This is a genomic window from Kluyvera cryocrescens NBRC 102467, assembly GCF_001571285.1.
Lineage (GTDB): Bacteria > Pseudomonadota > Gammaproteobacteria > Enterobacterales > Enterobacteriaceae > Kluyvera > Kluyvera cryocrescens.
In genome coordinates this window covers 124,339-147,379 of sequence record NZ_BCTM01000011.1, presented here as the reverse complement: position 1 = coordinate 147,379, position 23,041 = coordinate 124,339, and the positions used below count along the sequence as shown (strand labels likewise).

Annotated in this window: 18 protein-coding genes; 6 read left to right on the top strand and 12 right to left on the bottom strand. The window is 55.0% G+C overall.

All coding sequences use genetic code 11. From position 1 onward, the window contains the following. Nucleotides 1-12: 12 nt before the first annotated feature. Nucleotides 13-636, top strand: a complete 624-nt coding sequence (locus KCR01S_RS09405) for a TRIC cation channel family protein (protein WP_061282398.1) — start codon at nucleotides 13-15, stop codon at nucleotides 634-636. Nucleotides 637-715: 79 nt separating this feature from the next. On the opposite strand, the gene erpA is transcribed toward KCR01S_RS09405, so the two are convergent. The 6 genes from erpA to tkt all read right to left on the bottom strand — a co-directional run bounded on the left by erpA (nucleotide 716) and on the right by tkt (nucleotide 7,047). Beyond that, a complete protein-coding gene (gene erpA / locus KCR01S_RS09400; RefSeq protein WP_052285393.1) occupies nucleotides 716-1,060 on the bottom strand; it encodes an iron-sulfur cluster insertion protein ErpA in 345 nt (114 codons plus the stop codon). An 82-nt stretch (nucleotides 1,061-1,142) separates the two neighbouring features. After that, nucleotides 1,143-2,561 carry a H(+)/Cl(-) exchange transporter ClcA gene (gene clcA, locus KCR01S_RS09395; RefSeq protein WP_061282396.1) on the bottom strand — a complete coding sequence of 473 codons (1,419 nt, stop codon included), beginning with the start codon at nucleotides 2,559-2,561 and terminating at the stop codon, nucleotides 1,143-1,145. A 278-nt stretch (nucleotides 2,562-2,839) separates the two neighbouring features. Beyond that, complete coding sequence (locus KCR01S_RS09390) at nucleotides 2,840-4,207, bottom strand: PTS ascorbate transporter subunit IIC (RefSeq protein WP_061282393.1); 1,368 nt, start codon at nucleotides 4,205-4,207, stop codon at nucleotides 2,840-2,842. 38 nt (nucleotides 4,208-4,245) lie between these two features. Beyond that, on the bottom strand, nucleotides 4,246-4,518 hold the full coding sequence (locus KCR01S_RS09385) for a PTS sugar transporter subunit IIB (protein ID WP_061282391.1): 273 nt from the start codon (nucleotides 4,516-4,518) through the stop codon (nucleotides 4,246-4,248). Between the two features lie 33 nt (nucleotides 4,519-4,551). After that, nucleotides 4,552-5,016, bottom strand: a complete 465-nt coding sequence (locus KCR01S_RS09380) for a PTS sugar transporter subunit IIA (protein WP_061282389.1) — start codon at nucleotides 5,014-5,016, stop codon at nucleotides 4,552-4,554. Between the two features lie 39 nt (nucleotides 5,017-5,055). After that, a complete protein-coding gene (gene tkt, locus KCR01S_RS09375) occupies nucleotides 5,056-7,047 on the bottom strand; it encodes a transketolase (protein ID WP_061282387.1) in 1,992 nt (663 codons plus the stop codon). Between the two features lie 463 nt (nucleotides 7,048-7,510). On the opposite strand from tkt, the gene KCR01S_RS09370 reads away from it, so the two are divergent. Both KCR01S_RS09370 and hemL read left to right on the top strand, forming a co-directional pair. Next, nucleotides 7,511-8,245 (top strand): GntR family transcriptional regulator, encoded by a 735-nt coding sequence (locus tag KCR01S_RS09370; RefSeq protein ID WP_061282385.1) that lies wholly within the window; start codon nucleotides 7,511-7,513, stop codon nucleotides 8,243-8,245. Nucleotides 8,246-8,415: 170 nt separating this feature from the next. Further along, nucleotides 8,416-9,696 carry a glutamate-1-semialdehyde 2,1-aminomutase gene (gene hemL / locus KCR01S_RS09365; RefSeq protein WP_061282383.1) on the top strand — a complete coding sequence of 427 codons (1,281 nt, stop codon included), beginning with the start codon at nucleotides 8,416-8,418 and terminating at the stop codon, nucleotides 9,694-9,696. An 82-nt stretch (nucleotides 9,697-9,778) separates the two neighbouring features. Here the strand turns inward: hemL and fhuB are convergent, their stop codons facing one another. From fhuB to hrpB, 6 genes are all read right to left on the bottom strand, one after another. Next, nucleotides 9,779-11,761: a Fe(3+)-hydroxamate ABC transporter permease FhuB gene (fhuB, locus tag KCR01S_RS09360; RefSeq protein WP_061282381.1), complete on the bottom strand. Its 1,983-nt coding sequence runs from the start codon at nucleotides 11,759-11,761 to the stop codon at nucleotides 9,779-9,781. Continuing rightward, nucleotides 11,758-12,645 (bottom strand): Fe(3+)-hydroxamate ABC transporter substrate-binding protein FhuD, encoded by an 888-nt coding sequence (fhuD, locus tag KCR01S_RS09355; protein WP_112202340.1) that lies wholly within the window; start codon nucleotides 12,643-12,645, stop codon nucleotides 11,758-11,760. Before fhuD ends, fhuB begins: the two co-directional genes overlap by 4 nt. A 2-nt stretch (nucleotides 12,646-12,647) precedes the next feature. Beyond that, the gene (gene fhuC, locus KCR01S_RS09350) at nucleotides 12,648-13,445 is read right to left on the bottom strand and encodes a Fe3+-hydroxamate ABC transporter ATP-binding protein FhuC (RefSeq protein WP_061282377.1); all 798 of its coding nucleotides are present in this window, start codon (nucleotides 13,443-13,445) and stop codon (nucleotides 12,648-12,650) included. A gap of 48 nt (nucleotides 13,446-13,493) precedes the next feature. Continuing rightward, a complete protein-coding gene (gene fhuA / locus KCR01S_RS09345) occupies nucleotides 13,494-15,713 on the bottom strand; it encodes a ferrichrome porin FhuA (protein ID WP_061282375.1) in 2,220 nt (739 codons plus the stop codon). 225 nt (nucleotides 15,714-15,938) lie between these two features. Continuing rightward, the gene (gene mrcB / locus KCR01S_RS09340) at nucleotides 15,939-18,482 is read right to left on the bottom strand and encodes a bifunctional glycosyl transferase/transpeptidase (RefSeq protein WP_061282373.1); all 2,544 of its coding nucleotides are present in this window, start codon (nucleotides 18,480-18,482) and stop codon (nucleotides 15,939-15,941) included. 120 nt (nucleotides 18,483-18,602) lie between these two features. Beyond that, entirely contained in the window at nucleotides 18,603-21,032 is a 2,430-nt protein-coding gene (hrpB, locus tag KCR01S_RS09335; RefSeq protein WP_061282371.1) for an ATP-dependent helicase HrpB, read from the bottom strand. A gap of 72 nt (nucleotides 21,033-21,104) precedes the next feature. Between hrpB and thpR the strand changes: the two genes are divergently transcribed. The 3 genes from thpR (at nucleotide 21,105) to dksA (ending at nucleotide 22,983) form a co-directional block, all read left to right on the top strand. Then, on the top strand, nucleotides 21,105-21,635 hold the full coding sequence (thpR, locus tag KCR01S_RS09330; RefSeq protein ID WP_061282369.1) for an RNA 2',3'-cyclic phosphodiesterase: 531 nt from the start codon (nucleotides 21,105-21,107) through the stop codon (nucleotides 21,633-21,635). 13 nt (nucleotides 21,636-21,648) lie between these two features. Next, complete coding sequence (sfsA, locus tag KCR01S_RS09325) at nucleotides 21,649-22,371, top strand: DNA/RNA nuclease SfsA (RefSeq protein ID WP_061282367.1); 723 nt, start codon at nucleotides 21,649-21,651, stop codon at nucleotides 22,369-22,371. Nucleotides 22,372-22,527: 156 nt separating this feature from the next. Then, complete coding sequence (gene dksA / locus KCR01S_RS09320; protein ID WP_035891939.1) at nucleotides 22,528-22,983, top strand: RNA polymerase-binding protein DksA; 456 nt, start codon at nucleotides 22,528-22,530, stop codon at nucleotides 22,981-22,983. The last annotated feature ends 58 nt before the right edge of the window (nucleotides 22,984-23,041 follow it).

Below are 23,041 nucleotides of genomic sequence, written 5' to 3'. Positions count from 1 at the left end.
GGGTAATTGGTCATGCTTGTTTACTGGCTGGATATTGTAGGCACCATTGTTTTCGCGGTCTCCGGCGTTTTGCTTGCGGGTAAGCTGCGTATGGATCCGTTCGGTGTACTGGTACTTGGCGTGGTCACCGCCGTCGGTGGCGGCACCATCAGGGATATGGCGCTGGCCAACGGCCCGGTGTTCTGGGTAAAAGATCCAACCGACCTGGTAGTGGCGATGGTCACCTGTATGCTGACCATCGTTCTGGTGCGCCAACCGCGCCGTTTACCCAAATGGGTGTTGCCGGTGTTAGATGCGGTCGGTCTGGCGGTATTCGTTGGTATTGGCGTCAACAAAGCGTTTATTGCCCACTCCGGGCCGCTGGTTGCGGTCTGTATGGGAGTGGTTACCGGCGTCGGCGGTGGGATTATCCGCGATGTGTTGGCACGCGAAGTCCCGATGATTCTACGAACTGAAATCTATGCCACGGCCTGTATTGTCGGCGGGATAGTCCATGCGACGGCCTATTACACTTTCGATGTCCCGCTGGAAAACGCCAGTATGATGGGCATGGTAGTGACGCTGGTCATTCGTCTGGCCGCCATTCGTTGGCACCTCAAGCTGCCAACCTTTGCGCTGGACGAACCAGGCCGCTAAATGAAATTGCCCGCCAGAAGGCGGGCAATTGAAGTTTGTCGCGAGGCTCAGAAGCGCTATCGCTATCCGGCGTCGTGCATCAGATGCTGAACGAAGAACCGCAGCCGCAGGTGCTGGTCGCGTTCGGGTTGGTCACGATAAAGCGTGAACCTTCCAGACCTTCGGTATAATCAACGGAACCGCCAACTAAATACTGCAGGCTCATCGGATCGACCACCAGGCCTACGCCCTGTTTTTCGATGGTCATATCGCCGTCGTTGATCTGGTCATCAAAGGTAAAACCATACTGGAAGCCGCTGCAACCACCGCCCGTGATGTACACGCGCAGTTTCAGGTTTGGATTTTCTTCATCCGCGATCAGGACTTTTACTTTTTTGGCTGCGGCGTCGGTAAACTCCAGCGGCAGCGCTACGTCATCACTCATTTTTTGCTCCCATTAATACTGCAGGTTCAGGTTAATATTCACCCGACTCTTTGTGTCATTATCTAATACCCGAGTAAATCGTTCAAGTATTCTCCGGAGCCGGCCGCTGGGCTTTCGCCTCCTGTTCAGCTTCCTGCTTGGCAAGGGTTCTTGCCAGGATCGTGGCGTAGAGCGGCTGTCCGCCGAGGAACTGCGCCAATAGCGTGGCACCGAGGCCGGTAATAATCATTGGCAAAATGAGCTGATAATTATCGGTCATCTCCAAAACCAAAACGATTCCGGTCAGCGGTGCGCGCACTGAGGCGGCTAACAGCGCGCCCATTCCGGCAATCGCAAAGGTGCCGGCTTCCAAATGATAAGCCGGGAAAAGATTCATCGCCGCCATACCAAAAGCCGTTCCCAGCAGCGTGCCTAGCGCCAGCATCGGCGCAAAAATCCCGCCGGGCGCGCCGGAGGAAAAGCACAGCAGCGTTGTCGCGACGCGGGCGATAAACAAAAACAACAGCGCGCCCACGGTATAATTTCCGGCAGCCGCAATTGGGATCAGGCTAAAACCACCGCCCGACGCCGCAGGGTGAAACAAGCCCAGAACACCACAGCCGCCGCCGATCAGACCGCCAATCAGCACCCATTTTTTAATATCACCGCCGTGAATACGGAAGAACATATCCTGAGTTTTCAGCACCAGTGTGTTGAACAGCGGGCCAACGCAGCCAAAGATAATCCCCAGGACCAAATACAGCCACAACGTGTTCACTGGCGCATTAGTCAGCTTTCCGACTTCAATCACCGGCGTTTCGCCATTGAAAATGCGAAAGACAACGCTGGACATAATCACGCCCACGAAGACGGCTTTAATAGAAATCAGACTGTAGCGAAACTGCGGGCGCATCTCTTCGATGATAAACAGAATACCCGCCAGCGGCGCATTAAACGCAGCCGAGAGGCCCGCCGCTGCGCCGGTCGCCAGCAGCGTATGGCGCGACTCCTCACCGCGCTGGCGGAAAATATCCCCAACCATACGCCCGATATTACCGCCGATTTGTACCGTCGGCCCCTCACGCCCCAATACCATTCCTGCACCGAGAGTACCCATGCCACCGACAAATTTCACCGGTAACACGCGCCACCAGCGCACCGGACGCAGTTCTTCCAGTGCCCCTTCAATCTCAGGAATGCCTGATCCGCCGGCTTCAGGCGCAAAGCGACGCACCAGCCAGTAGCCCACCATTGCCAGCAGGGCTGATAAAATAAACGCCAGCGGCCATACTATAAACCAGTGGTCAGCCACCTGAGCCAGGGTGCCAATGCGCACGTTCTGTACCCAGTTCACCGCATGTTCAAAGGCTACGCCGACCATCCCAACCAGGGTACCCACAACGGCAGCCGACAGCAGCACCATCAGCGGCGTTTTATCCCGGTTCAACAATTTACGTACCACATCGCGGCGGCGTAAATGAACGATCCGTTGTGCCTCTAAAGGGGTTATCTCTGCTTTCATCACGTTATCACTAATTGGTAATACAAATAGAAAGGGAGAGCATTTTACCCACACCTGTGCGCGACGTCGCGAAAAAAAACGTTTCACGAATGCTTTGTTGCATTGGGGTAAAATTTTAGTTCATCTGCGGTTAGCGTGGATGAATTGGAAGCGGCGCAGAAGATCAATTGGACGAACTGACCGGTTAAGGTCCCTGATAATTCGATCTCTGCACCGGATAAGATAGGCGCTTAAATGCAATATGCCTCCGCAAGGAGGCATATTTTATCCCGCGTAATTTACTGCTCTTCTACCACAACTTTCTTTTTACCCAAGAAGTTGTAGACCACGAGGAGAGCAAAAATACCGGTAATCGTCATGGTGATCGTGCCTGGCGTCATAAAGCGCGCCATGTTGCCCAGGATAATCCCAACGACCCCAAAATCGGTATCGGAGAAGGTGGTATTGGTTAAACCCAGCGCACCCAGCACCGGAATCAGCGCAACCGGCAGGAAGGTAATCAGAATACCGTGAGCAAATGCCCCGATAATTGCACCGCGTTTACCGCCGGTAGCATTACCAAACACACCCGCCGTCGCACCGCAGAAGAAGTGAGGCACGACGCCTGGCAGGATCAGCACCCACTTCAGTTGCCCAAGAATAAACAGCCCAACCAGACCACCGACAAAGCTGGAGATAAAGCCGACCAGCACGGCATTCGGGGCATATGGGAAGACAATCGGGCAATCCAGAGCCGGTCTTGCGTTAGGCACCAGACGCTCAGAGAAACCGGTAAACGCCGGGACAATCTCAGCCAGAATTAAACGAACACCCTGCAGGATAATAAACACCCCAGCCGCAAAGGTAATCGCCTGAATAAAGGAATAGACGAGGTAGTTCTGACCGTGGCTGAAATGACTTTCGACATACTCCTTACCTGCCGAAATAGATAAGACCAGATAAATGATCATCATCGTCAGCGAGATTGAAATCGTGCTGTCGCGTAAGAAGCTCAGGTTCTTAGGCATGTTCATTTCTTCGGTAGATTTGGAACCTTTACCGACAACGGAGCCAATCCACCCCGAAAGAACATAACCAATCGTACCGGTATGCGCCAGCGCGACCTGATCGCTACCGATAATCTTACGCATGTAGGGCTGCGCAATGGCCGGGAAGAAGGCCATCAGCATACCGAGCGCCAGCGAACCGGTATAAATCAGCTGCACGCCTTCGAAGCCAGCCACAGACAGAATAATTGCCACCATACAGGCCATGTAGAAAGTAACATGCCCGGAAAGGTAGATATATTTCAGTCGGGTAAAGCGGGCAACGACAATGTTCGCCACCATGCCAAAAGCCATGATCAGCGTGGTTGGCGCACCGTATTTTTCCAACGCAATGGAAACCATTGCTTCGTTGTTTGGGATAATACCCTGCACATCAAAGGATTGCTTAAAGATGTCACCCAGTGGTGACAACGAACCGACCAGGACCGAAGCACCGCCTGACAGCACCAAAAAGCCCAGGATTGTTTTAACAGTCCCTTTAATCACATCAGGGAACGATTTTTTTTGGGCAACCAAACCGAACAATGCGACCAAGCCGACGAGGATTGATGGCACCTTCAGGATATCGACGATAAGCTGTAAAAAGTTTTGAACAAACATATTAACCTCTGTAGCAGGGTATTTTATTGCCCACTTAATTAGTGCTGATCAAAGTAGTCTTTTATTTTTTGTTCAACTTCATTTAAATCGATGATGTTATTAATGATAATAACTTTATCCGCTGGTAAATTGGCGCTAAAAGCGATGTCTTTCGCCATCACAAATACATCGGCAACATCCGGCGTCACAGAGCCTAAATCAGAGTGCTCGACGTCAGCCGTGATATTAATTTTCTTAAGCACTTTCTTGATGTTCATTTCCATCATAAAGCTGCTTCCCAGACCTGAGCCACATACCGCCATAATTTTCATAGTCGACCTCATCTTTTTTCGATTAGGGTATATTTAACAAGAAGCAGATGCTTCACTGAGTAAAATTGCCTGTAACTGTTCTGTACTTTCCGCGCGATAAATTTGCTCCATGACCTCATCATCAGAGAGCACTTCAGCCAACTGCGAAATCATTTCAATATGGCTATTACTGTCAGGTGCCGAGAACATGAAAATCGCATCGACCGGATCGTTCTCTTCAGAATTGAAGGCCACCGCTTGCCCCAACTTCACGATGGACAGTCCCAGCGCCTTCGCCCCATGCTCTGGTCGCGTATGCGGCATCGCAATGCGGGGGGCAATCACAAAATAGGGGCCGATCTCTTCTTTTTGCTTGATGATCGACGCAACGTATTCTGTAGAAATCGCTCCCTCAGCCAGCAGCGGACGGGCGGCGGTCTCAATCGCCTCTTTCCAGTCAGCGACGGATTCTACATACTGAACTTTGTCTTTATTCAGCCAGTTGGATAATGTTGGCATGAGTATTACCTATCGTTCTTAATGTTAAAAAAGTGGCGGCTAAAGCATGCTGCGCGCAGTTTCAGTCACATTTTCTTTTGTAAAACCAAAGTGTTTGAAGAGCACGCCGGCCGGCGCGGACTCACCGAATGAGTTCATGCCGATAACCTTGCCATCCAGCCCAACGTAGCGCTGCCAGAACCCTTCAATGCTGGCTTCGATAGCCAGACGGTTACGCACCTGTTTTGGCAGAACGGACTCTTTATAGGCTTCATCCTGTTTATCAAACCGCTCGGTGCAAGGCAGAGAAACCACGCGAATACGATGGCCTTCCTGCTGCAATGTTTGCGCTGCCGCCACCGCCAGTTCAATCTCCGACCCTGCGGAGATCAGTATCAATTCTGGAACGCCTTCGCAGTCAACCAACACGTAGCCACCGCGGGAAATGGCACCGAGCTGCGCTTCGCTGCGCGGCTGTTGAGGGAGCGGCTGGCGGGTCAGAATCAGGGCCGATGGGCCATCCTGACGTTCAATCGCCTGCTGCCAGGAAACCGCCACTTCAACCTGATCGCAGCCGCGCCAGGTTTCCATATTTGGCGTCAGGCGCAGTGATGCCAGTTGTTCGACCGGCTGGTGCGTTGGGCCATCTTCACCAAGGCCAATGGTGTCGTGGGTATAGACGAATACCGAGCGGATTTTCATCAGTGCCGCCATGCGCAGAGCGTTACGCGCATATTCCATAAACATCAGGAAGGTCCCGCCGTAAGGGATAAAACCGCCGTGTAGCGCCAGGCCATTCATAATGGCTGACATGCCAAATTCACGGACGCCGTAAGAGATATAGTTCCCAGCGGCATTCGCGGCAGTGAAATCAACGGATTTCTGGTGACGAGTCAGGTTGGACGGAGAGAGATCCGCTGAACCACCCATCAGTTCAGGCAGCAGACCGGCGAAGTGATTCAAACACTTCTGACTGACCTGGCGCGTGGCTAACGCCGCAGGATTCGCTTGTAAATCGCGCACGTATTGCTGCATATTCTCAGCCCACGTCGCAGGTAATTCTCCCTTCATGCGGCGCGTAAATTCCGCCGCCAGTTCCGGCCACTGCTGCGCGTATTCAGCAAACAGCGCGTCCCACTCCTGCTGGACCTTTGCCCCTTGTTCGGTGGCATCCCAGGCGGCATACACATCGGCTGGAATTTCAAAAGGAGGATACGGCCACTGCAGTTGCTCACGGACCAACGCCACTTCATCAGCGCCCAGCGCCGAACCGTGACATTCATGGCTATCCGCTTTATTCGGTGAACCAAAGCCAATGATGGTTTTACAGCACAGCAGGCTTGGTTTGTCAGTGACGTTTTTGGCTTCAACAACAGCGGCGTTAACGGCCTGTGGATCGTGACCATCAATGCCTTCAATCACGTGCCAACCGTAGGCACGAAAACGTGCGGCGGTATCTTCGGCGAACCAGCCGTCAACGTGGCCGTCGATTGAAATACCGTTGTCGTCCCAAACGGCAATTAGATTACCAAGACCTAACGTGCCCGCCAGGCCGCAGGCCTCATGGGAGATGCCTTCCATCAGGCAGCCATCGCCAAGGAACAGCCAGGTGTGGTGATCCACGATATCAAATCCAGGCTTGTTGAATTCAGCGGCCAGCGCCTTTTCAGCTATTGCCATCCCCACGGCATTGGCGACCCCTTGCCCCAGCGGGCCGGTGGTTGTTTCAACGCCCGGCGTATAGCCATACTCAGGGTGGCCCGGCGTGCGGGAATGCAGCTGACGGAATTCACGAATGTCATCCATGCTCAGGTCATAGCCGGTGAGATGCAACAGGGAATAAATCAGCATTGAGCCATGCCCATTCGACTGCACGTAGCGATCGCGGTTGAACCATTGTGGGTTCTTCGGGTTATGGCGAAGGTGATGACGCCATACGACCTCGGCGATATCCGCCATCCCCATTGGTGCGCCGGGGTGGCCGGAATTGGCTTTCTGAATCGCGTCAACGCTCAGGATCCTAATGGCATTCGCTAACTTTCTGTTGCTCATACGTCTCTCTCTTAACCTGGTTTTTACCTTCAAGAATCACATTCCTGGGTTTTCATCCCAGGCCAGCATGAACAGACATGTCGCCAGAAACCTTGGTTTTTCTCGTGGTGCGGTTCAGACATGCCTACAGACGCCACTCACGTCCCCATCGCCAAAAAAAGACAAAATAAACATTAAAATACAAATAATTGCTTAATTTCCGTCTCTTTTTTCTGCATTCTTATGACTCGCTAAGTAAGTCTATACATGTTTCACTTGTCTAGTCATCTTGATGATGCACATAGACGTGTCCAGATACAATATGCAAAAATGGATTTTATCGAGATGCCGCGTTTGTTAGATCAAATTCGTTAACTTGCTCACAATATGACGTGAACTGTCTGGTCGATAGAAAACAAAGTCAGGCATACATGTAAACAGGACTCAGCAGCGTTACCGCTCACATTGGTTAGGAACAAAGTCGATGGTTGATGGCATCACAGAGAAGCAAAAAGAGGTAGTCGATTACATTCTCAGGAAAATAAAGACGGATAACCTTTTGCCCGGAGATAAACTGGACACCGAGATTGCGATTGCTAAAAATATCGGCATCACGCGAGCGACGGTGCGTGAAGCGACGCGCCTGTTAATCGAGCAGCAGCGAATTTATCGCGTGAAAGGTTCCGGTTTATTCGTCGGATCTATTGGCAAAAGTAATCACTCGGGAAGATTTCATGCGCTGTCGCCTTTCGATTACCAGGCCCAAAAAAACGGCCATAAAGGTGTCAGAAAAGTCATTAAATTCAGTATAATGAAAGTGCCCACGCCTGAAATGGCACAATCATTACGCATTAAAAATAGTGACCAAATATATAAAATATTACGCCTGATGTGTTTCGATGATATTCCGGTGGCGCTGGAACATATCCATTTGCCGGTAAATATGTTCACCAGCATGGAATTAAGTCAGCTCGAAATATCCAAATATAGCTATATCGAAAGCATTACCGGGAAAAAAGTCCAGCGCAGGGATCAGAACCTGACATCCATTAATCTAATGGATGAAGACATCATTAATCTTTTGAATCTCAAAGAGAATGATGCCGTTATGGAAATTGATGAAACCGTTTATCTGGATGATGGCACTCCTTGCGAGGTCAATATCGCCATCATTAACACGCGAATTTTCCCACTGCGACAGAACTCGAGCCGCTCATAACGCGGGCACTCTCCGCACGGCAATCCCCCTATGGCGCGAAATCTGCCCTCAGCGTCAGTTGAGGTCAATCCTGCGCCTCATTGACACCACCATGCCCAAAAATTTCATAACCTCCGCGTAATAATTTAGAATACCGGGCAAAACTTTTTTCACGAACCAGGAACCTGGCAATGAGCAAATCTGAAAATCTCTATAGCGCTGCGCGTGAACTGATTCCCGGCGGCGTGAACTCGCCGGTACGTGCCTTCACCGGCGTTGGTGGCACACCGCTGTTTATCGAGCGTGCAGATGGCGCGTATCTGTATGACGTCGATGGCAAAGCCTATATCGATTATGTCGGGTCCTGGGGACCGATGGTGCTGGGCCACAACCACCCTGCCATCCGTAACGCGGTGATTGAAGCGGCAGAGCGCGGCCTGAGCTTCGGTGCGCCGACCGAAATGGAAGTCACCATGGCCAAACTGGTTACCGAACTGGTGCCAACCATGGATATGGTTCGTATGGTGAACTCCGGTACCGAAGCCACCATGAGCGCCATCCGCCTGGCCCGCGGCTTTACCGGCCGCGACAAAATCATCAAATTTGAAGGTTGCTACCATGGCCACGCCGACTGCCTGCTGGTGAAAGCCGGTTCCGGCGCGCTGACCCTCGGCCAGCCAAACTCGCCGGGCGTACCGGCTGATTTCGCCAAACACACCCTCACCTGCACCTATAACGATCTGGCCTCCGTGCGCGCGGCATTCGAACAATTCCCACAGGAAATCGCCTGTATCATCGTTGAACCCGTCGCCGGCAATATGAACTGTATTCCGCCGCAGCCTGAGTTCCTGCCGGGCCTGCGCGCGCTGTGCGATGAGTTCGGCGCACTGCTGATTATCGATGAAGTAATGACCGGCTTCCGCGTCGCACTCGCGGGTGCCCAGGATTATTACGGCGTGGTACCGGATTTGACCTGCCTTGGCAAAATCATCGGCGGCGGCATGCCGGTGGGTGCCTTCGGTGGTCGTCGTGACGTAATGGACGCGCTGGCACCCACCGGCCCGGTTTACCAGGCGGGAACGCTCTCAGGCAACCCGATTGCCATGGCCGCCGGCTTCGCCTGCCTGACCGAAGTCGCACAGCCGGGCGTACACGAGACTCTGACCGAGCTGACCAATCAGCTGGCGCAAGGCCTGCTGGATGCGGCAAAAGATGCGGGCATCCCGCTGGTCGTTAACAACGTGGGTGGCATGTTCGGCATTTTCTTCACCGATGCAAAAGAAGTGACCTGCTATCAGGACGTGCTGAAGTGCGACGTTGAGCGCTTTAAACACTTCTTCCATCTGATGCTGGATGAAGGCGTGTATCTGGCACCATCGGCGTTTGAAGCGGGCTTTATGTCTATCGCCCACAGCGAAGAAGATATCGACAATACCATCGACGCGGCGCGTCGAGTATTTGCCCAGCTGTAATTCAGCGAACTTGCCGGGTCAGACCCGGCAGATGTGACGGTTTTCTCTGAAAGCCGGATAAGCGCATGCTTATCCGGCTTTTTTATCGGCTCTGCTTTCTGAGCAGATAGATAAAGTACGGTGCGCCGATAAAGGTCGACAGCAGCCCCGCAGGAATCTGATACGGGAACATCAACATGCGCCCACACCAATCAGCGAACACCAGCAGCAACCCGCCAATCAGTGCCGAAATCACGATATGCGGCATCGTGCGGCGGAACCCCATCATGCGCGCGATATGCGGCGCCATCAGCCCAACGAAGCTCAACGGCCCGATGGTCAGCGTTGCCGCCGCCGTCAGGCACGCGGCAAGCAGCAACAGACCGATACGCGCGGGGGTCAGCGCCATCCCAATCGAGCGCGCCGTTTCGCCACCGAGCGGTAAAATCGTCAGCCAACGGCGGCATAGCGGTACCAGCAGCAACAGCACCAGCATGGCTATCGCGGATTGCGCCACTTGCTTGCCGGTGGCGTTATAGGTCGAGCCGGAGATCCACGTCAGGATTTGCGCCATGCGCGGGTCGCCGCTGGCCTGTAGCATCATCAGCAGCATGGTGAAGGCGGTACTCAACGCCATCCCGGCCAACAGCATACGCTGCGGTGAAAAACCGCCGCGTCCGGCCGCCACGAGGATCACAATGAGCGTGACCGCAGCGCCAAGGCTACCGGCGGGTAACAGCCAGCCAAAGGCATTTCCAGGCACCATAAATAGCATCAGCACCACGCCGAACGCGGCGCCGGAGCTTATCCCCAGCACTTCCGGGCTAGCCATGGGGTTGCCGGTTAAGCGTTGAATAATACAGCCCGCCACTGCCAGCATCACCCCAGCAATCAGCGCCGACGCGATACGTGGCCAGCGCCACTGTAGTAGTTCATCAAGCAACGATCCGCTTGCCCAGTGCCAGCCTTGTGCATCACGTCCCAACGTCAGTGCGACAACGACGCCCACCAGTAAAATGACCAGCCCGCCCAGCGCAAACCACTGCACATGATGCCGTTCTTTCGCCACGCTATCGCTGGCGTTCATTGCCGGGGCGCTCATGCTGCGTAAACGCGGCAGTAACCACAGCAGCAGCGGTGCACCAATCAGCGCCGTCACAGACCCCGTGGAGACTTCCATCCACACGCGGGTCAACCAGAGAATCAGCTGATCCGAAAGCCAAAGGATCAGCGCGCCAATCAGCGGTGCTAAAAGCAGGCGCGACAGCAAACGTCGTGCACCGAGCATTTTCGCCAACAGCGGCGCGAACAGGCCAATAAAACCAATGATACCAACGGCATTCACCAGGAATGCGCTGATCACGATGGCCAACGTCAGCGCACCCAAACGCGCTAGTGACAATGCCAGCCCCAGATTGCGGGCCACACCGTCATCGAGTCCCATCAGGGTCAGCGGGCGCAGCAGCAGCAGAGTCAGCATCACGCCGCCCAATAGCTGCGGCCATAGGCGCTGCACTACGCTCCAGTCGGTCTGGGTCAGCGTCCCGGTACTCCACAGGAACATGCTTTGTAGCTGGTCGTGATGGAATAACACCATCAGCTGATTGATAGCCCCGCAGTACAGGCTCACCACCAGCCCTGCCAGAATCAGCGTCACCGGCGAAAGGCGCTTGCCCCACGCCACGCCGAACACCAGCGCCCCAACGATACACGCCCCCGCCAGCGCGGCAAATTGTGAAGTCAGCACGCCCGGAAGTGCCCACAGCGTAGTGACGGTCATACCAAGCTGCGCACCGGTCGCGACGCCAAGCGTGGTCGGTTCAGCCAGTGGATTGCGCAGCACCTGCTGGAACAATACGCCAACAAGGCCCAATCCGGCACCAACCAGCAGCGAAATCGCCAGGCGCGGCAGCAGGCTGTAGTGGAAGAGCATCTGGTCGATAGCGTCAATATCCGGCTGACGCATCGCCTTAAACCACAGGCTCTTCGGCAGCGCGAGAGTGAAGTTAAACCAGGTTAACGCCAGCGCGGCTACCAGCAGCACCAGCAATAAGACGGCGGCAAATGGCGACAGTTTAGCTTTCACGCCTTGCCTCCAAGAGAAGTATCCAAAATACGCGCAAAGTTCATCGCCGACAGCGTCGCGCCGTAGAACCACACCGCCGGAACAATCTGCAGGCGGTTAGCGCGGACGAACGGCATCGCCTGCCATAGCGGCGTGGCCTCAAGCTGACGCATTTGCGCGGCGTTGCCGTGATCGAAGCACAGCACGTCGACGTCTTTATAGGCCGCCAGCCGGTCGATCCCCACCGCCGTGCTGCCCCAGAAATTGGTCTCCCCCTGCCAGGCGTTTTTCACCCCCAGGCGATCCAGAATTTCCTGGAACAGACAGTTAGGACCGAACACCAGCATATGGCGAGGATCCAGCAGTGAAACCATCAGCAATGGTCGATCACCGCGCTGTTTAAAATGCGGCTTCAGGCTGTCGATATAGGCGTCGAACTCCGCCAAATGACGCTGCGCCACCGCCTGTTTATCCAGCATCTCTGCCATCTCCAGCAGCGAACGACGCGCCTGGGCCAGCGGGAGTTTTCCATCGCTGAAGGCAAAGCTGCGGCCTGGCGCGATTCTTGCGAGGATTTCTGGCGAAGGGCCATAACCGGCTGACCAGACGAGCATCGAGGGCTTCATCTGCGTCAACAGTTCAAGATTGGGCTCGGTACGTAACCCGACGTCAATCACCGACTCCGGCAGCACCGGTTCGTTGACCCACATCCGGTAGTTAGGGATGTCCGCCACGCCGTAGGGCGTGACGCCTAGCGCCAGCATCAATTCAACGGGCAGCCACTCCAGTGCCACGATACGTTCAGCGCTCACTGGCGCAGCCTGCGCTTTTTGCATCTGCCACAGTAGCGGAGAGAGCGCCATTGCCGTCAGTAAACGACGGCGGCTAATCCGATTATCAACCATCATCAATAAACAAAACTTACCGGTGCAACACCGGCGGGATGAGGCAAAATGCCCATAGGAATGCCGTAGATTTTTTCCAGCGTTTCGCTGCGCATCAGCTCATTCGGCGTGCCCTGGGCAATCATCTCACCGCCACGTAGCGCCACCAGGTAGTCGCAGTAGCGCGCCGCCATATTGATATCGTGCAGTACGGCAATCACCGTCAGGCCACGCTGTTCGCTTAAGCGGTGCACTAACGCCAGCACATCAACCTGATGCGCAATATCCAGCGCCGAGGTCGGCTCATCCAGCAGCAAGCAGCGGCTGTCCTGCGCCACCAGCATGGCAATCCACGCCCGCTGGCGTTCGCCGCCGGAGAGGCTGTCAACCAGGCGCTGCGCCAGCGGTTTTAATCCCACGAGCGCGATGGCTTCATCCACTTTCTCGCGATCGGCTACGCCAAAACGCCCCAGCGCACCGTGCCACGGGTAGCGGCCAATCGCCACCAGTTCGCGCACCGTCATTCCTTCCGCTGGCGGTAATTGCTGCGGCAGATAGGCAACTTTGCGGGCAAACGCTTTACTGTTCCAGCTCGCCAGCGGCTGACCATCCAGCAGAATCTCGCCCTCTGACGGCGGCTGATGGCGCCCGAGCATTTTCAGCAGCGTGGATTTTCCCGAGCCATTATGGCCGATAAGGCCAGTCACCTTGCCCGCAGGGAACGTTAACGACAGAGGATGAAGAAGCGTACGGCCTGGAACGCGAAAAACGACCTGTTCCAAAGAAAAGGTCGTATCAGAATGAGTTGTGTTGTCCTGCATAACCGTCAACATGTTAAAGGGCGCGGAAAATCCGCGCCCTGGAGGTGGTTAGAAACGGAACGTTGCGGTTGCAACAACCTGACGTTCAGCGCCCCAGTAGCATGCGTATTCGCTATAGCAGCTGGAAACGTATTCACGATCGAACAGGTTATTGACGTTAACCGCGACAGACGATCCCGGCAGGCCGAAGCGCGCCAGATCGTATTTGACCATCGCATCAGCAACGGTGTAGCCAGCGACGTTAAACGAATCGTTTTTCTTACCGGTTGTCGTGTCGTATTTGTAATAGCTAACCGTTGAACCGGTATAACGTACACCCGCACCGAAGGTCAGCCCGCTGAGCGCGGTATCGTAGAAGGTGTAGTCCGTCCACAGAGACGCCTGATTACGCGGAACTTCTGCTGGGCGTTTGCCTTTGAAGATGGTGTCTTCAGTATATTCAGCATCGTTGTAGCTGTAGGCAGCGGTCACGTTGATATTTTCGTTAACAGCGGCTTTCGCTTCCAGCTCAAGACCACGGGAGCGAATTTCACCCGTTTGAACGCTGTACAGACCCGTAGAGTCGTTCGGATCAGACGTCAGGTTTTTGTTCTTGGTCAGCTGGTAAATAGCGGCGGTCAGCACAACTGGCATATCTTTCGGAACGTACTTCACGCCGGTTTCATACTGCTTGCCGCGAGAAGGATCGAATGGCTTGCCTTCTTTCGTGGAGCCAGACGTCGGTTCGAAGGATTCACTGTAGCTGAAGTATGGGGAAATACCGTTATCAAACAGGTAGTTTACACCGCCACGCCAGGTGAACTGCTGGTCGTGATTCATGGCTTCATTACCGTTGGTACGGGTCAGCGTTGACGTTTTCGCGTAGTCATAGCGACCACCCAACGTCAGCACCCATTTATCCCATTCCATCTGATCCTGTGCATACAGACCCGTCTGCTCCATGCGGTTCAGAACCTGGTATTTCGCATACGGACCGCTGACGTCGATGTTCGGGTTACCGTACTGTGGATTCTGCATATTCAGAGAATCAGCAGAACCGTACAGTGCATCAATGTCGTTGCGCATACGTGAGTAATCAACGCCAGTCAGCAGCGTATGACCTACGTCACCGGTCGCAAAGTTGGATTGCAGCTGCGTATCCACGGTAAAGGTATTGAGATCTTCGTCGGAACGAACGTAGTTACGTTTGATATTACCGGCGCCGTCATAGCCAAAGCCGTACACGGAACGGTAAAGCGTTTTCACCTGGTCGTAGCGCAGATTCTGGCGCACGGTGAAGGTATCGTTAAACGCGTGTGAGAAGTTGTAGCCCACCATCTGCTGGCGTCGCTGCATCTTGTTATCTCTTTCACCTTCGTTGAAATCGGTCGGCAGCTTGTGCGAGTTACCGTTAGCATCAACGTAAGGAACCACCGTACCTTCACGCGGTAGCCAGCCATAGTAGCCTGCATCCGGATCGCTCTGGAAGTTACTCAGGAAGGTGAAATCAGTTTTATCATCCGGACGCCAGCTAAAGGACGGTGCCACCGCATAACGGCTGGACTTAACCATATCCTGCTGAGCATCCTGGCTACGGCCTAAACCGGTCAGACGGTAGGACCAAACGCCAGCGTCATCAATGGCATCGCTGAAGTCAAAGCCGGTCTGCCAGAGGTTATCCGTACCCATTTTAAATTGGATTTCACGCAGCGGTTCGGTGGTCGGACGCTTGCTGACCATGCTGACGATACCGCCCGGGTTGCTGTTACCGTACAGCACAGACGTTGGCCCACGCATGACTTCTACGCGTTCCAGGAAATAAGGGTCCATCGAAATTTCAGAATAGTTATTACCCTGAAGTTTCATGCCATCCAGATACTGATTGGTGTTAACGGTGGTTGGTGCCGTAAAACCGCGAATGGAAACAACATCATAAGTTGAGGAGCTACCGCGAGTGGAGAAGACGCTTGGCGTATAAGCCATCGCATCCTTCACGGTCGTCGGCTGACGAATATCCATCTCCTGACGGGTAATAACCGAAACAGACTGTGGCGTCTTCTCAATCGGGGTATCCGTTTTGGTTGCCGTTGCCGAATGTTTGGCAGCAATCGTTGCCGCCGGGCCCCAGGCACTTTCCTGAGCCGCAGGAGCTGCGGTAACGGTGATGGTTTCTTCTTTCGGTTTATCTGCAGCCTGTGCGTAAACAGACATGCCGCTGACCGCTGTGGCGACTACGACTGCGAGTTTACGCAGCGAGTGGGTTGGCTGAGCAGTTTTAGGACGCGCCATTGGTATATCTCTGATGAAGTGAATGATAACGTAAACGAGAATTATTATTATAACCGCAAGCATAATAGGACAGCAGATGGACGCATAGCAAGCGATATAAGCCCCTACCAGAATTAAGGGGTTAAGAAATAATCAGATGAAATAAAGGCGTTAAAAAAAAGAAAAAAGAGATGAAAAAAAAGCCTCTGTATCACACAGAGGCCTTTTATATACCGCAAGAAAGTATTAGTTACCGCCGAACATATCTTTAATCCAGCCCGCTACGCCGTCACCGTCTTTTTTCTCCTGCGCCGGTTGCTGCTGCTGTTGCTGCTGCTGCGGCGGTTGAGAGGACGAATTATCAAACGGGTTCGCTGACTGCTGCTGCTCGATCTGCTGTTGGCTCTGTTGGCACAGCGCATCCGGATTGGTGGTCCAAACCGGCAGCATGCGCATGCCACCGCCGCCGCAGATAAAGTTGCCGTTCTCATCAACGCCCATGTTGACGATATCTTCCGGCGGCGTCAGATCCAGCGCGATAGGCGACTCGCTCGCCAGATAACGCTGATAGATAGACATCGCACCGCTAGCACCGTACAGCTTGGTCGGCTGGTTGTTATCACGGCCTACCCAGGTAATCACCACTTCACGGCCATCGATCCCGGCAAACCAGGTATCAACGTTGTTGTTGGTGGTCCCGGTTTTCCCTGCCAAATGCAGATTCGGGTATTTCGCCCCCAGCTGACGGCCTGTACCGCGCTGAACAACCTGCTGCATGGTCCACAGCGTCATGTACGCCGCCTGTGCTGGAACGGCACGTTCAGCCTGTGGGAAGCTCTGGTATAGCACGGTACCGTCTTCAGCAATCACCGAACGCAGCGCCGACAGCGGGGCACGGTTGCCGCCGCTGGCGATAGTCTGGAACGCCTGCGCCACTTCGATTGGCGTCAGGTTCAGCGCCCCCAGCAGCATCGCGGGAACCGCGTTAAGCTGATCTTTCGGCGCACCCAGCTTCAGCCAGGTGTCGGTGACGGCAGGCAGACCCAGCGCCATCCCGAGGTTCACGGTAGGTACGTTCATTGAACGCGTTAGCGCATCCACCAGCATCACCTGGCCGCTATAGCGACGATCGTCGTTCTGCGGTGACCACACCTGGCCGTTTGGCTGACGCAAGGCAATCGGCGCATCGGCAATCCAGGTGTTCAGGCGATACTGATTCGGCTGGCTCAACGCGGTCAAATAGGTCGCCGGTTTTGCCAGAGAACCAATCGAGCGACGTGCCTGCATCGCACGGTTGTAGCCCGCAAACTGCGGTTCGGCGCCGCCAACCATGGCACGCACTTCACCACTGAAGCGGTCAACTACCACCATCGCTGTTTCCAGGTCGTTCAGCTTACGCTGTTTCTTCAGCACCGGAATGCCTTCGGTGGCCGCTTTCTCTGCCGCATCCTGGGCAACGGAGTCGAAGGTGGTGAAGATTTTCACCCCGGACAGATCTTTAACCTTATCGCCCAGCTTCGCCTGCAGCTCCTGGCGCACCATCTGCATAAACGCCGGCTGTGGTGAAATCACCCCGCCGCGCGGCTGTACGCCCAGCGGACGGGCACTCAGCATGTCATACAGTTCCTGGTCGATCACTTTCTGCTGTTGCAGCAGACGCAGCACCAGGTTACGACGTTCCAGCGCCAGTTTCGGGTTACGCCACGGATTATAGACCGACGCCCCTTTCACCATGCCCACCAGCAGCGCCTGCTGATCGAGGCTCAGTTCTTCAACCGGGCGGCCAAAGTAGTAAAGACTGGCCAGCGGGAAACCACGAATTTCATTGTCGCCGCTCTGACCGAGGTACACCTCGTTCATATACAGTTCAAGAATACGGTCTTTGCTGTAACGCGCATCGACGATCAGCGCCATATACGCTTCGTTCGCCTTACGCCAGTAAGAACGTTCGCTGGAGAGGAACAGGTTTTTCACCAACTGCTGGGTCAGCGTACTCGCGCCCTGCACCGTACGTCCGGCGGTCAGGTTGGCCAGTACCGCACGACCAATCGAGAAGAAGCTGATGCCGTCATGCTCGTAGAAGTGGCGGTCTTCGGTAGCGATAAGCGTGTCGACCAGCAGATCCGGGAAACCATTGCGCGGGACGAACAGACGCTGCTCGCCATTTGGCGAGGACATCATGGTAATCAGGCGCGGATCGAGGCGGAAGAAACCGAACTGGCGGTTGCTGTCCATATTCTCGATGGTTTCCAGATGATCGCCATCAAAGGTCAGACGCGCGCGCACCTGCCCTTCTTTACTGTCCGGGAAATCGAACGGGCGGCGGATCATTTCGATGCTGTTGGCCTGCACGGTGAATTCACCAGGCCGCGTCATCGCCGTCACCTGACGATACTGCGTCGCGGTCAGCAGTTGCACCATCTCTTTTTTGCTGATGGTCATATCCGGCTCAAGGTTGACCATACGGCCATACACCGCCGCCGGAAGCTGCCAGACTTTGCCATCGATACGGCTACGGATTTTTTGGTCCAGATAGACGCCGTAAATCGCGATCAGTACCGCAAAGACGATGCCGAGTTTGAGCAGGAACCAGAACCAACGGTGTTTGCCGCGCGGTTTGCCCCCTTTACCGCCGCCTTTACGCGAACGCGGTTTTTCATCTTCATAGTCATCATCATCATAATCGTCGTCATACTCATCATCTCTGAGCTGTCGACGGCTTACCTTTTGTTTCGCCGGACGTGCAGGTTTACCTTTCCGTCCAATCGGCTCGCGGTCATTCCCCGCCATGCTTTCTCTCCGCAACATTCAGGCATAAAGGCCTGATTCTCAATTCTTCTGTCCTGTGACAGAAGAAGATATCTCTCAATTTTGCTCCCCGGCGTAAACGTCTCCGCCGGGCCGGCACCATCATGAATATTTCTTCGTCCGCCGCGTTGGCGCGGTATTCGCCGGATCGTCCGGCCAGACGTGCTTCGGATAGCGCCCCTTCATCTCTTTTTGCACCTCGCGGTACGCCCCTTGCCAAAACGCGCTTAAATCACGCGTAATCTGCAACGGACGCTGAGCGGGTGAAAGTAGCTCCAGCACCAGCGCCACCCGCCCTTGGGCGAGAGTCGGCGTGCTGGCTTCACCAAACATTTCCTGCATTCGCACCGCCAGCGCAGGCGGATTGTCTTCGTCATAGCGAATCGCAATTCGGCTTCCCGTCGGCACAGTGTAATGAGTTGGCAGGGAACTCTCCAGACGTTGTTGTAATGACCACGGCAGCCGGTCCCGCAGCGCCTGATAAATATCCACGGATTTCAGCCCACGCAGCGAGTGAACGCCGGTCATATGCGGCAGCAGCCAGCTTTCCAGTTCATCCAGCAACGTCGCGTCATCAACCGCTGGCCACGGCTCTTCTGGAAGCCAGCGCGCGGCACACTGTAAACGCAAGCGTAGCTGCTGCGCTTCGCTCGTCCAGTTAAGCACGCTTAATCCTTTCTCGCGAATACCGGTCAGCATCGCCTGATGCAGTTCACTTTCGGACAGTTTTGCCAACGGACGCACGCTGAGCGTCAGTTGGCCAATCTGGCTGCGCCGCAGCGCTTTAAGCGTCCCCTGAGCATCGTCCCACTCAATCGTGTCAGATTGTTGAAGCAATGAGGGGCAACGGGCGACGAGCGCGTCGATATCCAGCGCGCAGGCCTGCAAAATGCGAGCGTCCGGTGCAGCGTTGCCCTGAAGCAACAGCGGAGCTATCAGCCATTCGTGGCGATTTAACGCATCGTCCGCATCCAGCATCGCCCCCATACCGTTGGCCAACTGATAGCGCCCCTCTTGTCCGCGTCGGCGGGCAATACGATCGGGAAAGCCCTGCGCCAGCAGCGTCGGAATGGCATCGCTGTCCGGCTGTCCCGCACGGCGATTGAGGCGCTTGCAAAGCTGCTGGCTGCGCTGCTGCCACTGGCCCTGTGGGCGAGAAAATGCCTGCAACAGATCATGGCTTGCGCCACGCGGCGGCTCTTCCAGAATCGCCGCCAAACGCGCCGCCGTCGCCACTTCATCCTCGCTTTGCGCGGCAACCAGCATGGCTGCAAGACGCGGATCGTTACCCAGCGCCGCCATTTTTTGCCCCTTCGCCGTTAAACGCTCATCGGCCAGCGCAGCAAGCTGCGTGAGCAAACGGCGCGCGGCAGCAAGATTCGCCGCGGGCGGCTGATCCAGCCAGCTAAGCTGCGCCGGATCGGTACATCCCCACTGCAGCAGCTCCAGCAGCAGAGACGACAGATCGCTTTGTAAGATCTCCGCATCGCTTTGCGCTGCCGCGCGTTCGGCCTGTTCTTTTGCCAGCAGATGCACGCAAACGCCCGATTCCAGTCGCCCGGCACGCCCGGCGCGCTGGGTCATCGACGCCTGACTGACGCGCTGGGTTAATAAACGCGTCAGCCCAGTGCGGACATCAAAGCGCGCCACGCGCTCCTGCGCGCTATCGACCACCAGCCGAATCCCTTCAATCGTCAGGCTGGTTTCCGCAATATTGGTCGCCAGCACCACCTTGCGTTTGCCCGCTGGGGCGGGAAGAATCGCCTGCCGCTGTTCGCTCAGCGGCAGCGCACCATATAAAGGACAAAGCAGCACGTCGTCAGCCACGCGCTCAGCAAGCAAATTCTGCACCCGCTGGATTTCGCCAACGCCGGGTAAAAATAACAACAGTGAACCTGGCTCATTGCGCAACAACTCAGCCGTGGCAATCGCCACCGCTTCATCAAAGCGCTGATGCGATGGCAATGACTGATAGCGGCGTTCCACCGGGAAGGCCCGGCCCTCGGAAATGAGGATCGGAGCCTGCGGCAGCAGGCGTTGGAGTTTGTCGCTATCCAGCGTCGCCGACATGATCAGCAGCTTCAGGTCATCGCGCAGCCCCTGCTGCACGTCCAGCAGTAACGCCAGCGCCAGATCCGCCTGCAGACTCCGTTCATGAAACTCATCGAGGATCACCAACCCCACGCCGGAGAGTTCCGGATCGTGTTGGATCATGCGAGTCAGGATCCCCTCCGTTACCACTTCCAGCCGCGTTGTCGCACCGACGCAGGTTTCGGCGCGCATGCGATAACCCACCGTTTCCCCGGGTTTCTCTCCCAACAGCTCAGCCAACCGTTGCGCAACGTTACGCGCCGCCAGCCGACGTGGCTCCAGCAGCAGGATGCGCCCCTCAATGCCGCCGTCGCGTAAAATTTGCAGCGGCAGCCAGGTCGATTTACCCGCCCCCGTCGGCGCATTCAGCAGCACCTGCGGGGATTGCCGTAAGGCGAGAAGAAGTTCAGGAAGGATGCTTGCGACCGGCAACAGGGACACGAATGGCTCCAGGGGTTAACATTAAACGGCGGACATTGTAGCATCGCGTCAATTCATAACCGAGTACCCACGATGTCTGAGTCAAAAAGACTGTTTTTCGCCATTGAGATCCCGGCGAAAATTCAGAAGCAGCTAGTGCAGTGGCGCGCGGATCATTTTCCCGCTGATGCCGGTGTACCGGTGGCAGCGGCCAACATGCATATGACGCTGGCGTTTCTCGGCGAGGTGAGCGCGGAGAAACAGCGCGCGCTGGCGGCGCTGGCCGGGCGTATTCAACAGCCGGGTTTTACGCTGCACCTTGACGATGCCGGGCAGTGGCTGCGTTCTCGCGTGGTCTGGCTCGGTACGCGCCAGCCGCCGCGCGGGCTATTGCAGCTCGCCAATATGCTACGTGCACAGGCCGCCCGCAGCGGCTGTTACCAGAGTCCACAGCCGTTTCACCCACACCTGACGTTGCTGCGTCACGCAGGCCAGGCGATGCCGATCCCGGCGCCGGGTTTTCATTGGGAGTTTCCGGTGACGGAGTTTGTTCTGTACGAATCGCGCTATGCCGGAGGGCGCACGCGATATACACCATTACAGCGCTGGACGCTCAGCGAATAAATAAGGAAACCCGATGCAGTTTACACCGCCGCTCCAGTCCGCCACGCTGATTAAGCGCTATAAACGTTTTCTGGCCGATGTGGTGACCTCCTCGGGTGACATTTTTACCCTGCATTGCCCAAACACCGGCGCGATGACCGGTTGCGCAACGCCGGGCGATACCGTGTGGTATTCCACGTCCGACAATACCAAGCGTAAGTACCCCCATACCTGGGAGCTGACCCAAACGCAAAATGGCGCCTTTATCTGCGTCAACACGCTACGGGCTAATACGTTAGCGATAGAAGCAATAAATACGGGAAGTATTCCAGAGCTTGTTGGTTACAACTCGCTGAAAAGCGAAGTGAAATACGGCGAGGAAAACAGTCGTATTGATATCATGTTACAGGCAGATGATCGTCCCAGATGCTATATTGAAGTGAAGTCGGTAACGCTGGCAGAAAATGAGTTTGGCTATTTCCCCGATGCCGTGACGCTACGGGGACAAAAACATTTACGCGAGCTTATGGGCGTTGTGGCGAACGGAGAGCGCGCCGTTTTGCTGTTTGCAATCTTGCACTCAGCCATTGAATATTTCTCTCCTGCACACCATATTGATGCTCAATACGCAAAGCTATTGAATGAGGCACACAAAAAGGGGGTGGAGATTTTGGCTTATAAAGCGGAACTTTCTGCCGATAATATGACTCTGATATCGCCGTTACCCGTTTCGTTAGTCTCGGGTGATATTGCATAGAAAGTGTTCGGGCTGCGGCGCAAATACGCTTTTCCTCACAGCATTGTCAAGTGTTACGTTTAGATAATTGCCAACCGGAAAAGCATCTGTTATTTATAGCGGCCTGATTTTTCCCCCGAACACGGGGATCGATAGTGCGTGTTAAGGAGAAACAACATGCAAGAAGGGCAAAACCGTAAAACATCGTCCCTGAGTATTCTGTCCATCGCAGGGGTGGAGCCGTACCAGGTGAAACCGGGCGAAGAGTATATGAACGAAGCCCAGCTAGCGCACTTCCGACGTATTCTTGAAGCATGGCGTAATCAACTTAGGGATGAAGTCGATCGCACCGTTACTCACATGCAGGACGAAGCTGCAAACTTCCCGGACCCGGTTGACCGTGCCGCACAGGAAGAAGAGTTCAGCCTCGAACTGCGTAACCGCGATCGTGAACGTAAGCTGATCAAAAAGATCGAGAAGACGTTGAAGAAAGTCGAAGATGAAGATTTCGGCTACTGCGAATCCTGTGGTGTTGAAATTGGTATTCGTCGTCTGGAAGCGCGCCCAACGGCCGACCTGTGTATTGACTGCAAAACGCTGGCAGAAATCCGCGAAAAGCAGATGGCAGGTTGATAGAACGCTAACACTCTATCTTCAAGGCGGGAGTCACTTCCCGCCTTGTTGTTTTTTA

Bases quoted from the DNA above. Each gene is read 5' to 3' on its own strand.
- KCR01S_RS09405 (WP_061282398.1), top strand. From the start codon at position 13: ATGCTTGTTTACTGGCTGGATATTGTAGGCACCATTGTTTTCGCGGTC.
- erpA (WP_052285393.1), bottom strand. From the start codon at position 1,060: ATGAGTGATGACGTAGCGCTGCCGCTGGAGTTTACCGACGCCGCAGCC.
- clcA (WP_061282396.1), bottom strand. From the start codon at position 2,561: ATGAAAGCAGAGATAACCCCTTTAGAGGCACAACGGATCGTTCATTTA.
- KCR01S_RS09390 (WP_061282393.1), bottom strand. From the start codon at position 4,207: ATGTTTGTTCAAAACTTTTTACAGCTTATCGTCGATATCCTGAAGGTG.
- KCR01S_RS09385 (WP_061282391.1), bottom strand. From the start codon at position 4,518: ATGAAAATTATGGCGGTATGTGGCTCAGGTCTGGGAAGCAGCTTTATG.
- KCR01S_RS09380 (WP_061282389.1), bottom strand. From the start codon at position 5,016: ATGCCAACATTATCCAACTGGCTGAATAAAGACAAAGTTCAGTATGTA.
- tkt (WP_061282387.1), bottom strand. From the start codon at position 7,047: ATGAGCAACAGAAAGTTAGCGAATGCCATTAGGATCCTGAGCGTTGAC.
- KCR01S_RS09370 (WP_061282385.1), top strand. From the start codon at position 7,511: ATGGTTGATGGCATCACAGAGAAGCAAAAAGAGGTAGTCGATTACATT.
- hemL (WP_061282383.1), top strand. From the start codon at position 8,416: ATGAGCAAATCTGAAAATCTCTATAGCGCTGCGCGTGAACTGATTCCC.
- fhuD (WP_112202340.1), bottom strand. From the start codon at position 12,645: ATGGTTGATAATCGGATTAGCCGCCGTCGTTTACTGACGGCAATGGCG.
- fhuC (WP_061282377.1), bottom strand. From the start codon at position 13,445: ATGCAGGACAACACAACTCATTCTGATACGACCTTTTCTTTGGAACAG.
- fhuA (WP_061282375.1), bottom strand. From the start codon at position 15,713: ATGGCGCGTCCTAAAACTGCTCAGCCAACCCACTCGCTGCGTAAACTC.
- mrcB (WP_061282373.1), bottom strand. From the start codon at position 18,482: ATGGCGGGGAATGACCGCGAGCCGATTGGACGGAAAGGTAAACCTGCA.
- thpR (WP_061282369.1), top strand. From the start codon at position 21,105: ATGTCTGAGTCAAAAAGACTGTTTTTCGCCATTGAGATCCCGGCGAAA.
- sfsA (WP_061282367.1), top strand. From the start codon at position 21,649: ATGCAGTTTACACCGCCGCTCCAGTCCGCCACGCTGATTAAGCGCTAT.
- dksA (WP_035891939.1), top strand. From the start codon at position 22,528: ATGCAAGAAGGGCAAAACCGTAAAACATCGTCCCTGAGTATTCTGTCC.